Here is a 13,989-nt window from a genome sequence, read left to right as displayed (position 1 = left end):
AATTCTCCTACCTGGCAAATAAATATTTAGTTGCTTATAGTTTGTTAAATGTCTATCACAATTATTCATGGTTACACAAAGGACTAAGTATTCCGGATTCAAGAATACCCTGCAATACAGCGCCACCAAGCGCGCGAGCCTTCTCAGTAATCGTCCTACAGTACTCCACCTGCCCACGAGGATCGATATCCCCAATTTTAACATGTTCAGCGACAGGAGTTTCCGTTCGCAATAAACCCCTTAAAACACCATTGCACAACGCAAGGATCTCTTCAGGTCGAATCCCGTCATCAATCTCACCTAAGCAATCACCTTCCGAAACCTGTTCCCCTATGCTCCTCTTCGCTCTAAAAATCCCAGCTTTAGGTGAATAAAGAACACGCCTACTTGATACACCCGCCACTTCTCCCGGAATACCTGTATTAGGTTGAGCTTCCCCTTTATAAATCAACCGTGCTAGGTTATGCCCACGGTTTGTTTCCACGACAACATCAACGTCGACTCCTGCAGTGAAACCCGGCCCCAAACCAAATGTCCTCCGAGCCATGCTCCGTGCTGTTCCGAGGTTACGTTTGGCCATGATCGCATCCACCAAAACCAAGGGATTTAGCAATGACAAACACTCCAACGCAGGATCGATCAAAACTGGTATTTCCCCGGCTCGCCAAGCAGTTTCACATTCCTTAGGATCTGCGACGCGACTCGACTGAACCCCTTCAACTTGCCAACGCCCTTCTGACACAGCTGTTCCAAAACAAACGGGCCAACGAACCATAAGGGGCACAGCCACTTCGGTCATCACCACTCGAAACCCTGTTTTTGCCAGCACCCACCCCACTCCTGATGCTTGTTCCCCGGCTCCGCGAACTAAAACCACCGGTCCATTCATGACGAGTTCGTTTTTCATTCGCTCGATTCTCCCTTACTAATTTGTACTCGCAAAGCATCGTATTGCTCTGGAGTATCAACATCTTGATAAAAGCCAGCCTCCACCGGATACTTCCGCCAGCAGTCCGGATAGCGGTATAAGACTTCCCTCCCACCCTGTTCACCTCGCAGCTCCAAAAGTTCAGGAACAAACCGTCGGTGAAAAAACACAGGTGAAACCGCTTTATCTCCCACAATCGGCACCAGAAAATCCGGAAGATTCTGCAACACCTCCTGCAGGCAACCTGCAAGCTTAGGTGCGGTAATCCCCACCTGGTCTCCGGGCAAAAATCCAATACACTGGACTTCACTGTTTAAGTCTTGTAACCCATAGCGAATTGTCTCAGCAAGCGGTTTAGGGGTCGGTACCTGTATCCAAACCCCACCGAATGAATTAAACGTCCGAATACAGTCTTCGGCGATATAGGCCTGAATTGGATGTCTGGCAACAACATAAATCTCAGTGTCCACCGGGTGAGAGGATGCTGCCAACGAACGATGCTTTTGAAGGGTGATTGCCTCTAGGAGAGTCTGAAGAGTATGACCTAACACCGTAGTTTCCTTCCAAGGCACACAAGTTTATCTTGCCCCATTCTCGTCGCTTGCCCCGCAGCCATTACCACAAATCGAACCACTGTAGTTTCCCCTCCTTGGCATCCCCCGCAGCTAAACGCAAATGTTTGGGCCGATATTCCAGCTCATTGACCCCTCGTTGAATCTCTGTCCACCTACGGTTTAAGTCAAGCAAAGGCTTCTCTAGATCCAGCGAAACCTTCGTGTTCAAGAGAATCACCCAAGACATATGCACATATTGGGCAGCAAAAACGGGAGACCTCAAGAAATAACGCCAAGCCTGCTCTGCGTTCCAAACATGGCCAAGAAGATCCAGACAACTCTCAGGTCTATGAACTTGCTCCGCTTGGAGGACTCTCCCCCACAAACCACCATCCAGCACCAGCACGACACAATCCGATCGCCGAGGAATTTGCGGTTCATGGGGTTCCCAGCATTTCAACTTGAGACGTCTGGCTCCATCCCCCTCGATCACCCAAAAACGCTTACCGCTGGGCGAAGCACCCTGAGGTGTTTCGCCCAGTACCCCAACCTGAACTCCACTTTTTTCAAACATCCAGACATCTTCTAATATAGCATCATCAACGGCTTTGAGAGGAGGACCAACCCACTTTCCACTTTCCTCCATAACGTCCACATACCAAAAACAAGCTCTTTCTTGTTCATAAGGCGGTGGATTCGGGTTCTTCCAACAGTACATCAGTTCTTCAGGAAAGACTTTCGTCGTGGTCGTGGCAACAACCCGCTGCCCTGCCTTTTCAATCTCCTGGGTTATTGATTGAAGGCAGGTCGTCTTCCCTCCAGCCCCAATGAACGTGACAACTTGCCCGCACCTTGTCATGGCCCACAAACTGCCACGCTCCCAACTTTTCGGTAACCATGTTCCTGTACCTGCCATTTTCCTCTCCTGCAACTTTTTTTGACTAGTATACTAGAGTGTTAGCTAAAGTCCAAATTCAAGCCTCTATAGAACTTACTTCTTATAGGGCGTTTCCCGTAGAGGGAGCGAACATCTTAGTTTGCCATCATACTTGTAATAGGCTAAAGCTACAGCAGGTGCGGTCGGAATGGAAGAGATCTCACCCACCCCTTTGGCCCCATAGGCTATTGAGGAGGAATTCTTTTCGATAATGATTGACTCGATCTCGGGCACTTCTGTCGATCGGAAAAGGCCCAGTGTGCCAAACTTAGCGGTTGGCACACCTTTCTGAAGGGGAAAATCCTCACGCAGGGCATACCCTAATCCCATGGTAACCCCTCCTTCAATTTGCCCTTCAATAGCCTTCGGGTTGATGGCCTTGCCCACATCGTGCGCGGCCACAACCTTCTCAATTTTCCCCTCGGCGTTCAATAAGACGACTTGACTGGCATAACTATACGCCACATGACTGATTGGATTGGGCTTGTCTGAATCCATTGGGTCAGTTTTTCCAAGGTATTCGCCGCTAAATTCGCTCCCTTCCAACTCTTCCAAAGGAGTCTTATACAAGGCTTGTTGCAGTTTGAGAGCAGCCTGTCGTGCTGCCTCACCTGTAAACATAGTCTGACGCGAAGCGGTTGTTGTACCGGAATTAGGCGTTCTGGATGTATCCGGAGCACCAACTTCGATCAGATGCAAAGGCAATCCCGTAGCCTCATGAACAATTTGGGTAGCAATTGTGGCAAAGCCCTGCCCAATACAAGCAGCACTGGTGAGGACCACCACTTTTCCTTGGTGAATTTTAAGTTTAACCCGGCCAGTATCGGGAAGACCTACCCCAATTCCCGTGTTCTTCATACAACAAGCAATCCCTGCTGCATGAGGGTGAGATTCATACACTTCCCGAACTGCCAGGAGCGTTTCTTTAATTGCTGTCCCCTCATCGGTAATCTGGCCAGTCGAATTAATCATACCTGGTTCCAGCGCATTACGATAACGAATCTCCCACGGTGAAATTCCTACCTTTTCTGCTAAGAGATCCAGATTGATTTCTGCTGCAAAACATGACTGCGTTACTCCAAAGCCTCGGAACGCACCTGCAGGAGGATTATTCGTATAAACACAAAGGCCCGTGATATCGACATTTGGTATCTGATAAGGCCCGCTGGCATGGGTACATGCCCGCTGCAAAACTGCTGTGCCTAGTGAGGCATAAGCTCCCGTATCGGCTACGATGTTCGCCACCATTGCAGTCAATTTTCCTTCTTCATCACACCCGGTCGTGATATCTAACTCCATGGCATGCCGCTTAGGATGAACTAAGATACTCTCTTTGCGGGTGAAAGTCAGTTTCACAGGCTTTTGGGTTTTCATGGCTAACAAGGCCGCATGATGCTGGACCGTTAAATCCTCTTTACCACCAAATCCACCGCCGACCAGCTTACTGATCACGCGGACTTTTTCTGCTGGAAGCCCGAGCATGGCCATAATTCCATGTTGGTCATCATAAATGCCTTGGTCCCCGACATAAATCGTGATTCCACCATCTGCCTGAGGAATAGCTAACGCACTTTCCGGTTCCATAAAGGCATGTTCCGTCGGTGGCGTCGAATAATGCTGGGTGACGACATGCGCCGATTTAGCCAATGATTCCCGGGTATTCCCTCGGTTGATTTTTGTCATACTCAACAGATTCCCTTTAGGATGTATGTTATGAGCTTGCTCCGCAAGAGCATCGGTTGGACTGAGTATCGGTTCAAGCTCTTCATATTCAACTTTAATAAGCGCCAAAGCTTCACGCGCTTGTTTTTTGGTTTGCGCCGCCACTAAAACAAGGGCATCACCGATATAACGCGTTTCTTGTCCGATAGCAATTAAGGTCGACCAATCCTGGAAAATGTGCCCGTGATCAGGGTCACCCGGAACGTCTGCCGCTGTCATGACGGCTTCTACGCCAGGATAGCCGCTTGCCGCGGATATGTCAATATTCTTCACAAGCGCCCGTGGATATTTAGTCCTCAACACGGCTGCATAGAGCATTTGATCAACATACATATCATCGACATATTGCCCCGTTCCCAATACTTTCTCGCGAGCATCCACTCGATGAATACTGGTCCCAATCCCTGCCCCGGATTGGGCATTGACCTGGAGCTCTCCTCGTAATACTTTAGCTGCTAGCATGATCCCTTCTTCAATCTTCACATACCCTGTGCAACGACAAATGTTCCCTCGAATGCTTTGTTTTATTTCTTGGGACGTCGGGTTCGCCACCTTATCGAGTAACGCTTTAGCACTGATGACCATACCCGGTATGCAAAAGCCACATTGCACAGCTCCAGCTTGGGCAAACGCCCAAACATAGGCTTCTCGCTCTCGCTCAGATAACCCTTCTACGGTCAAAAGCTTTTTTCCCGCTACCTTGGCGACAGTCAATAAACAAGCTCTCATCGCCTTGCCATCCATTAATAACATGCACGCGCCACAAGTTCCTTCTCCACAACCATTTTTGAGTGACGTTATCTGGGCCTGATCACGCAAGAAATCCAGAAGATTCATATCCTCTTGTACAGTGTACATTGTATTGTTAATATCAATCTTAAACATTTCCCCCAACCTTTCTCTTAAGAAATGGCTTGCGGGATAAATATATCCCTGTGGGTCCTGCCTCCTGAAGTTGACCGTCCTTCACAACTTGTTTACCACGTAGAAAGACATGTTTGGCTTGGCCCTTCTGCTCGAAGCCTTCGTAGGGAGTATAGTCAACTTGTTGATGAAGTGTCTCTACCGTAATGATGGATGAAACCCGGGGATCCCAGACAACTATGTCTGCGTCACTGCCGGGGGCGATCGTTCCCTTGCGAGGGAACAAGCCGAATAATTTTGCCGCCTTCGTCGAAGTCAGGGCCACAAATTCGTTGATCGTTAATTTTCCTGTCACAACTCCGTACGTGTAAAGCAATCCCATACGCGTTTCTACTCCAGGCGCTCCACTTGGAATCTTGCTGAAATCGCCTGAACCTAAGTCCTTTTGCCCTTTATAATTAAAGGCACAATGGTCCGTCGCTACGGTATCTAAGATCCCCGTTTGTAAACCAGACCACAACCCCGCCTGATGGTCTTTTGAACGCAAGGGCGGCGAGATTACATACTTGGCACCGTTAAATCCTTCCGCACGATAATAACTGTCATCGAGCAAGAGGTATTGTGGGCAAGTTTCCGCATAGACATTTAATCCTTTGAATTTGGCTTTCACTACAGCCTGAAGCGCTCCACGACAAGTGAGATGGACTATATAGAGAGGGGAATCCGCAATCTGAGCCAGGGTAATAACCCGGTTGGTTGCCTCTTCTTCTGCTTCGGGCGGCCTGGTCAGCGGGTGAAAATAAGGAGCAAACTTCCCCTGACTACGAGCTTCTTGCACCAAATAATCAACGACATCACCGTTTTCGCAATGAACACAGACGAGTGCCCCACACTCACCTGCCTGGCGCAAGGCTTGCAGCAAGGCACTATCATCGACTTGCAGGATATTTTTATAAGCCATATATAGCTTAAACGAAGACACACCCTCCTGATGAACCAAATCGGTCATTTCTTGGGCAACTTGATCATTCCAATCAGTTATTGCCATATGAAAGCCAAAGTCAACGTAACATTTACCCTCGGCTTTGGCGTGCCAATTCTCTAAGCCCATTTTCAGGGTTTCCCCTTTAAACTGTGTGGCAAAATCTAGGATTGTGGTCGTCCCACCCAGGATCGCTGCTCGCGAACCAGATAAGAAATCATCTGAAGTCACGATATCTCCTGCCGGGAGATCAAAGTGGGTATGCGGATCAATCCCTCCGGGAAATAAAAAGCAGCCGTCCACATTTATCATCTGATCCTCGGCTTGCTTGATGTCATGACCAATGGTCACAATTCTCTCACCCTCAATGCGGACGTCAGCTTGATATACATCGCCAGCTGTGACAATAGTTCCACCGTTTAACACTATACCCATGTTCACTTCTCCTTTGCGAAGTGCGATGCATGATGCGCGAACATCGAACTTAGAATTCCAAACCTCGCTCTGCGGAACCTTAAACAATCAAATTCAACTTTGAGACTTATACTAAAAAACTGGAGACCCACCTCACAGCATAGCTGATTAAGACTTGACGCAGATCGCCTTCCACGAGGGAATGTCTCTGCGCTCATCTTTATTCTGCAATCCTCAGACTATCCCTATGCACGTAGCCTACAGGAAGCTTACTTGAGAGGGAGACTTAATCTCCTACTCAAGTTTTGTTTAAACTATTCTAAGAACCCAGACGAAGTACGATCTCTAGTCTTCTAATTAGAAATTCGAACCTCGCATCTCGCGCCTCGAACTTCGCTCACGCATAGACATGAGTTCCGGCCTTTTCGGCAATGGCTTCTTCCAATGATTCAGGATTTGTAATGATCGCTTTTTTCCCGCCATTTTCCAAAAAGTCAATGACAGCTTGAACCTTAGGCAGCATACTTCCCGGTGCAAAGTGATTCTCCGTCACATATTGCTTTAGTTCTGCTAACGATACTTTATCTAAAGCCTTTTCATCGGGTTTGCCATAATTCAAATACACCGTGGGCACGCCCGTTGAGATAATTAACAAGTCGGCTTTGATTTGGGAAGCCAAAAGACTCGAAGCAAAATCTTTATCGATCACAGCATCCACGCCCTGTAGCAATCCATCCTCCCGTTTGAAGACAGGGATCCCCCCGCCACCAACACTAACAACACAATACCCTTCATGCGCTAGTTTACTAATGACGTCTTTTTCCACAATTTCTTGCGGCCGGGGAGATGCGACTACCCGCCGATACCCTCTGCCAGCATCTTCAACCATAACCCAAGTCGGGTTTGCCTGTTGAATGATCTCGGCCTGCTCCTTGGAATAGAACGAGCCAATCGGCTTACCCGGTTTCTGGAAAGCAGGGTCCTTCTCGTCAACAAGTACTTGAGTCACAATCGTCACAGCCGATTTGTTAAGACCCCTTTTCTTAAATTCATTATCCATGGCTTGTTGAATTTGGTAGCCGATCGCCCCTTGCGTATCTGCGCCACAACTAACTAACGGCACCTGATGCATAGCTGCAACATCTTTAGCAATTTCTGACCTTCTCAAGATAAAACCAACTTGTGGTCCATTGCCATGAGTAATAATCACTTCGTAACCTTGCTCAATCATTCCGACAATATGCTTAGCTGTTTCCACAACAGCCAGATATTGATCCTCAACCGATTCATGTGCCTTATCACGAATCAGAGAATTTCCACCTATGGCCACTACAGCTAATGCATTCAATTATTTTCCACCTACCAACAAGGTCATAACAGCCTTAGCTGTATGCAAGCGGTTTTCTGCAGCATCATAAACAATAGACTGCGGTCCATCAATAACAGCATCTTCAACTTCGTTGTTGCGGTCAGCAGGCAAAGCATGCATATACATAACATCTTTGCTGGCTGTAGCCATTTTAGCTTCCGTACACTTCCAGCTCTTATTAGCAATTAAAGCATCATCAATAACTTTACTGGCACCAGTTTCTGTAGCCCCTGTTTGGTCAGTGACCCAGTTGCCCCAGCTCTTCGGAATAACGATATCCGCATCTTTATATGCTTCAGCTTCATCATGCGTGATTGTTAGAGTACCGCCATACTTCTCAGCATTTTCTCTGGCTTGAGTAATAACCCACTCAGGAAGCTCCCAACCTTTTGGATAAGCCAACCAAACATCCATGCCATAACGAGGGAAGAGTAGAACTTGGGAAACAGGTACGGAAATCGGTTTTTTATGGCTCTCGGCATAAGCCCAGATAATTGAAATTTTCTTCCGTCTCAAATCGATGACTTTCTCTTTAATCGTCATCAAATCGGCTAAAGCCTGGAAAGGATGATAAAGATCACATTGCAAGTTCATAATTGGAACTGCAGACCATTTAGCCATTTCATTCAAATAAGCATTCCCACGACCCCAGTTGCAATAACGGCAAGCAATCATATGACCAAACCGTGAAAGAATAATCGCTGTATCCTTCGCCGTCTCACCATGAGCAACCTGCATGCTGCTAGAATCCAAGAATCCTGCGTGACCACCTAGTTGAGCCATACCAGCTTCCATCGAGTTTCTGGTCCGAGTCGATTGCTCAAAGAACATTAAAAAGCCCGTTTTGTTATGCAGATAAGGAGTATCTTCACCCATCGCAAACTTCTTCTTAAGCTCCAAGGAAACCTCGATCATCGTGTCGACTTCTTCTTTCGTAAAGTCCTCTAAGTTAATGAAATGTCTTCCTCTAAAAACGGTTTGCATTTGTTTTTCCCCCTATATATTGTTTATTTTAAGGAACCTAATTAAACCTCTAATTATCGATACTAACCTTCATCGCGTCAACTAAAGGTTGACGACAAACCCAACGTGCCGGAGCGCAGTAGCGTAACCAAAGGTTACGCCGAAATCGCGACAAAGCCCCCGTAGTCACCCAGCGCCTCCCCGCGCCCTCGAAGCTGAGGCGTCATTACGGAGCGAGCACATTAGTGGAGTCGCGTAAGCGAAGGTTAATGCTGAAGCGTGAAGAAACTGTCAACGGTTAACATGCAGAAAGCACAAGGGTTTTGACGTTTTAGCTTCAGCGTTAACCGGAGTAGCGACGAAACGTGTGCGACCGGAGTAATGACGCCTTGCTCCAACCTACAACTTCACCAAATTCTCAGTTGCCTTAGGCATCAACTCAGCATACTTTTGAACAAAAATACTCGGTATCATCGCATACATTGCCGCGCAATCGACCAGTTCCTTTTTCCAAGTCCGTTCATTCGGAGCGTGGGCTTGATCTTCATGACCAGGACCAAAACCAATGCAAGGGATTCCATAACGTCCCATGATCGAAACGCCGTTTGTGGAGAACGTCCATTTATCAACCACTGGATCTTTACCGAATAAACCTTTATACGCATCTTCCAAGGTAGAACTTACTGGATGCCCCTCCTCGATGAGCCAAGTTGGGAAATAGCATTCTGTCGGATAAACTAAATTAGTATAAGAAGGTCGTTCATACATATACATCGTAACTTCTGCACCTGAAGATTTTACCGAAGGAAGGTTTTTAATCTGCTGAACAGCATATTCCCAGGATTCGCCCGCAGTTAGACGACGATCAACGGAAATCCAACAACTGTCAGCAACCGCACAACGGGATGGAGAGGTGTGGAAGATTTCAGAAACTGTCAAGCTCCCTTTACCAAGAAACGGGTGATCCAAGAGATTTTCATGGAGAGCACGAAGTTCTGAGATAATCGGGGCCATTTTGTAGATCGCATTGTCACCGCGCTCCGGCGCCGAGCCGTGACAACTAACTCCCTTGGTCATAACCTTAATTTCCATCCGACCGCGGTGTCCTCGATAAATCTTCCCATCGGTCGGTTCGGTAATTACTACGAACTCTGGTACAACTTTGTCTTCATTAATAATGTACTGCCAGCATAAGCCATCACAATCTTCTTCCTGTACAGAACCAACGACAACCAGAGTATAGTCATCTTCTAAACCGAGATCCTTGATGATCTTTCCAGCGTAAACCATGGAAGCCATTCCGCCAGTCTGGTCAGAGGTACCGCGCCCAATAATGATTTCTTCATCTTCATACCCCAGATAAGGATCATACTTCCAAAGGCTTGGGTCGCCGACGCCAACCGTGTCAATGTGCGCATCCATCGCGATCAAATGTTTGCCGTGACCAATATAACCTAAGACGTTGCCCATTGGGTCAATATCCACTTTGTCGAATCCTACTTTTTCCATCTCTTCTTTGATACGCAGGACGACTTTCTTTTCATCGCAGCTTTCGCCAGGAATGGCGATAAGGTCCCGTAAAAACCGACTTATTTCTGGCTCATATTTTTTGGCCAGGTCAAGAACTTTTGCAAAATTAGTATCCAAAATAATATTCCCCTTTCGCTCCTCTTGGTCGATCGATGATGTAGCTTAAACCATGCTTTAGTTTGATCTTTCTGGTTCTATTTAATGCAATAACTATGCCAATTGCCTAAGTAACAAAAAGTCGTTCTGGAGGCTCATTTAAGTTGCCGATCTCCCGTAAATCCATCCTCTATTCTTTTCCTCAGTCTCAAATTGAGATAGTAATTTAACGAAACTAGACAAATCATCTCTCTAGAACGGCACCGATTCGACTCACTTTGCATTCAGTCTCATTTTGAGACAAGAATCCAGTTTTGATACATCGTTTCAGCCAATTTGATACTCCTTAATCTTCCGATAGAGGGTTGCTCTGCTAATTCCCAGTAATTTTGCCGCATCGTCCTTATGCCCCTCACTATCAACCAGACTTAAGGCCTTCAGAATCGCTTCCCGCTCTAACTTCTTTAAATTAAGGGATGAGTTTTGAGACTCGGGTTTGAGTAGAGTTTTAAACCGTTGGGGTAAAGTGTCGGAGGTAATGTTTCCTCCAGCCACCATTGTGACGCAATATTCAATCACATTACCCAATTCGCGGACATTACCTGGCCACGAATAGTTAGCTAGGATATCTATCGTTTCCTGGGTGATGCCACTAACCGACCTGTCGGTTACTGTAGCATAATAATCCAAATAAAATTGAACTAAAATTGGCACATCCTCAAGACGTTCACGAAGCGGCGGAATCGTTAAAGGAATTACACTTAAACGATAATAGAGATCTTCTCTAAACTCTCCCGTTTTTACCATTTCATCTAAGTCCCTGTGCGTTGCTGCGATTATTCGAACGTCCAGAGGAATAGAGCGCGTCCCACCAATGCGTTCAACTCTTCTTTCTTGTAAGACTCTGAGGATTTTGACCTGCAAGTGCAGGGGCATGTCTCCGATCTCATCTAAAAAAATCGTACCATTGTGCGCTAACTCAAATTTCCCCAGTTTGCCACCCCGTCTGGCACCCGTGAACGATCCTTCTTCATAGCCAAACAGTTCACTTTCCAGGAGATTTTCAGGAATGGCTCCGCAATTTATGGCAATAAAGGCATGTCCTTTTCGCTTACTGCTTTGATGAATAGCCCGCGCTAACAGTTCTTTGCCTGTGCCGCTCTCGCCTTGAATCAGGAGCGTTGCCTTGCTCGGAGCCACGTGTAAAGCCAACGCTTTTAAGGTGTTCATTTTAGGAGACTCGCCAATGATCTGTGAGAAATGGGTTTCGATCTCACTGACAGTTGCCTCTTTGACCAGTTTCTTAATTTGCTTAATATCTTTTACCGAGATTACTGCGCCTTCAATGACCCCGTTATTTTTGATAGGGACAACATCACAGTAAAGTTGGGTGGCCACCCTTTTCCCTCGAATCGGACCAGAAAAAGGGTCCCCCCGTTCCACTGCGAACCATAGCCTTTTATCATCCAACAATTGATACAAAACCTGATCTTGGTTTTCGTCAATATCCAGTAATTTAGCAGCTAAGGTATTATAATGCGTCACGTGCTGCTGGTCATTGATCAGTAAGATCCCATCGTGCAAGAGATTTAACACCGTGAGCAATTGGCTCGTCATCAATTCTCGTTCATAATTATGCTGATTTTCAATAACCTTTCCGACAAGGAGTTCGGCCATCTTTTCCAGAAAGAGCAGCAAAGATTGCTTGTTATCCATTAGACGTTTCGTTTGCTTTTCATTGAAGCTTACTAAGCCAATCGCCCCTATAATATGTTCTTCTACGCGTATTGGAATAGCTACTTCCGCATACTCCTGACAATTCCCCCGGCTTGGACAAGGCTGACAGAGATCATTAAATCCAGGATCGTCAATAATTACTGCTGCTCCAGTCTCCATCACATGCCGATAAACAAAACCATCATCCATCGGAAAACCGCATTGGCTCTTATATTTTCCCGTCCCTGCAACCCGTATAAGATCGGAATCGGCAATTTCAACCTCAATCTTTAGAGCTGCAGCAATGGCATCTGCAGTTTGTTGTACTGTGCTCTTAATATCACTAAGACGATACATGCTTTACCTCATATTTTAGTTTGCTTTTAAACTATATTATATACAATTTTTCAGCATCTCGCTTATTCCAATTGACCACAGCCGCAAAATTCCTTTTAGACGAAAAAAGAAGCACCTTATCTCCAACGAGATCCGGTGCGCGCCGACCACGACTCGAACAGGACGTTCGAGGTTAGAGCATCGCCATGGATGGCTAGATGCCGTGATGGTCAAGTGTCCCTGTAACTATCAATTACTTACCAGTTGACGGTAATTCTCCATCCCACACAATGCTGCGATATTTATAGGGATCTGTATTTCCTTCTGTGTTAAAGATTAAAATTTGTGAGTTTTCATCCAATCCTAACACTTCCCTAGCCCCTTTAAACTCTTCAGCTTGCAAAATAGCACTGAGTAATCCTGCGGTCACCGCGCCAGATTCACCAGATATCACTCTTGGATCACCTAGCAGCGGATTAGCCAAAATACGCATTCCCCGCGCCGCTACCCAATCAGGACAGGAAACAAACAGATCGCTGTAATCACGCAATATATTCCAACCAATCAGATTAGGTTCTCCACAGGCCAATCCTGCCATAACAGTTGCCATGTCTCCGCCAACTACTCGGGGTTTACCATCCCCTGCCAAGGCTGATTTATATAAACAATCCGCTTGATTGGCTTCCACGATCACTGTTTTAGGACAATTTTCTTTAAACAAGGACGCAAAATAACCTTGCACAGATCCAGCCAACGCTCCAACCCCTGCCTGAATAAAAATATGAGTCGGTTTCTGGACACCAAAGCTATTTAACTGTTCTAAAGCCTCGGCCGACATTGTTCCATAGCCTTGCATAATCCAAGTTGGGATCTCCTCGTACCCTTCCCAAGAGGTATCTTGGACAACCACCCAACCATTCTTCTCAGCTTCGACAGCTGTCATGCGCACCGCATCGTCATAATTCAAATCCGTGATCTCAGCCTCGGCACCTTCTTCTCTGATTTTCTCAAGCCGATACTGAGAAGACCCCTTAGGCATATAAACAACTGATTTTTGGCGCAACTGCCGAGCGGTCCAGGCTATACCCCGACCATGATTCCCGTCGGTAGTCGTGGCAAAGGTAATATCCCCTAATTCTTCCTTAACCTCTGAGGAGGTGAGTACCTCAAATGGCAATTCACTAATATCTTTGTTAAGTCTTTGGGCCAGGTATCGGCCGATCGCATAGGAACCACCCAAAGCCTTGAAGGCATTTAAGCCAAAACGAAACGACTCATCTTTGACATAGATTCCACTTACGCCTAAGTTCTTAGCAAGTCTTTTAAGTTCGCGTAAAGGGGTAGGCAGATAATCAGGGAACGTCCGATGAAAATTCATAGCCTTATCTATTTCCGACTTACTGAAAAGTTCGGTTGAAACACCCATTCCATTTTCCTTATGCATCTTGTTTTGTATCCATTTAATTTTTTCACTCATAACCAAGATCTCTCCTCTTTTTAATGATGTTTTTTCAATACGACATCAAAAAAACAATCTGTTGTTTTGCCTATCAGCCCTATATCACCCTAAACAAATTA

The 13,989-nt window shown here is 46.3% G+C and carries 10 protein-coding genes; all 10 read right to left on the bottom strand.

Annotated elements, in window-relative coordinates; genetic code table 11:
* Positions 1-61: 61 nt before the first annotated feature.
* The 10 genes from yqeB to dpaL all read right to left on the bottom strand — a co-directional run bounded on the left by yqeB (position 62) and on the right by dpaL (position 13,888).
* Positions 62-907: a selenium-dependent molybdenum cofactor biosynthesis protein YqeB gene (gene yqeB / locus DSBG_RS09430; RefSeq protein WP_068963885.1), complete on the bottom strand. Its 846-nt coding sequence runs from the start codon at positions 905-907 to the stop codon at positions 62-64.
* On the bottom strand, positions 904-1,479 hold the full coding sequence (locus DSBG_RS09425; protein WP_242877511.1) for a nucleotidyltransferase family protein: 576 nt from the start codon (positions 1,477-1,479) through the stop codon (positions 904-906). Before DSBG_RS09425 ends, yqeB begins: the two co-directional genes overlap by 4 nt.
* Before the next feature lie 64 nt (positions 1,480-1,543).
* Entirely contained in the window at positions 1,544-2,398 is an 855-nt protein-coding gene (locus DSBG_RS09420; protein ID WP_068963884.1) for a hypothetical protein, read from the bottom strand.
* Between the two features lie 75 nt (positions 2,399-2,473).
* Positions 2,474-5,026 carry a selenium-dependent xanthine dehydrogenase gene (gene xdh / locus DSBG_RS09415; RefSeq protein ID WP_068963883.1) on the bottom strand — a complete coding sequence of 851 codons (2,553 nt, stop codon included), beginning with the start codon at positions 5,024-5,026 and terminating at the stop codon, positions 2,474-2,476.
* Complete coding sequence (gene hydA, locus DSBG_RS09410; RefSeq protein ID WP_068963882.1) at positions 5,019-6,422, bottom strand: dihydropyrimidinase; 1,404 nt, start codon at positions 6,420-6,422, stop codon at positions 5,019-5,021. The genes xdh and hydA overlap by 8 nt, the downstream gene beginning before the upstream one ends.
* A 376-nt stretch (positions 6,423-6,798) precedes the next feature.
* Entirely contained in the window at positions 6,799-7,749 is a 951-nt protein-coding gene (gene arcC, locus DSBG_RS09405) for a carbamate kinase (protein WP_068963881.1), read from the bottom strand.
* A complete protein-coding gene (locus DSBG_RS09400; protein WP_068963880.1) occupies positions 7,750-8,754 on the bottom strand; it encodes an ornithine carbamoyltransferase in 1,005 nt (334 codons plus the stop codon).
* Between the two features lie 378 nt (positions 8,755-9,132).
* Complete coding sequence (locus DSBG_RS09395) at positions 9,133-10,380, bottom strand: YgeY family selenium metabolism-linked hydrolase (RefSeq protein WP_141694277.1); 1,248 nt, start codon at positions 10,378-10,380, stop codon at positions 9,133-9,135.
* A gap of 306 nt (positions 10,381-10,686) precedes the next feature.
* Entirely contained in the window at positions 10,687-12,432 is a 1,746-nt protein-coding gene (locus tag DSBG_RS09390) for a sigma 54-interacting transcriptional regulator (protein WP_068963878.1), read from the bottom strand.
* A 232-nt stretch (positions 12,433-12,664) separates the two neighbouring features.
* Positions 12,665-13,888 carry a diaminopropionate ammonia-lyase gene (dpaL, locus tag DSBG_RS09385; protein ID WP_068963877.1) on the bottom strand — a complete coding sequence of 408 codons (1,224 nt, stop codon included), beginning with the start codon at positions 13,886-13,888 and terminating at the stop codon, positions 12,665-12,667.
* Positions 13,889-13,989 lie beyond the last annotated feature (101 nt).

The sequence above is a fragment of the Desulfosporosinus cupriresistens genome (assembly GCF_001707885.1).
Taxonomy (GTDB): domain Bacteria; phylum Bacillota; class Desulfitobacteriia; order Desulfitobacteriales; family Desulfitobacteriaceae; genus Desulfosporosinus.
The sequence above is the reverse complement of the archived record's forward strand: the minus strand, read 5'-3'. Positions and strand labels throughout refer to the sequence as shown.

What these genes read in the sequence shown, in the direction of transcription:
- xdh (WP_068963883.1), bottom strand. Translation starts at nt 5,026, where the DNA reads ATGTTTAAGATTGATATTAACAATACAATGTACACTGTACAAGAGGAT.
- yqeB (WP_068963885.1), bottom strand. Translation starts at nt 907, where the DNA reads ATGAAAAACGAACTCGTCATGAATGGACCGGTGGTTTTAGTTCGCGGA.
- hydA (WP_068963882.1), bottom strand. Translation starts at nt 6,422, where the DNA reads ATGGGTATAGTGTTAAACGGTGGAACTATTGTCACAGCTGGCGATGTA.
- DSBG_RS09390 (WP_068963878.1), bottom strand. Translation starts at nt 12,432, where the DNA reads ATGTATCGTCTTAGTGATATTAAGAGCACAGTACAACAAACTGCAGAT.
- dpaL (WP_068963877.1), bottom strand. Translation starts at nt 13,888, where the DNA reads ATGAGTGAAAAAATTAAATGGATACAAAACAAGATGCATAAGGAAAAT.
- DSBG_RS09420 (WP_068963884.1), bottom strand. Translation starts at nt 2,398, where the DNA reads ATGGCAGGTACAGGAACATGGTTACCGAAAAGTTGGGAGCGTGGCAGT.
- DSBG_RS09400 (WP_068963880.1), bottom strand. Translation starts at nt 8,754, where the DNA reads ATGCAAACCGTTTTTAGAGGAAGACATTTCATTAACTTAGAGGACTTT.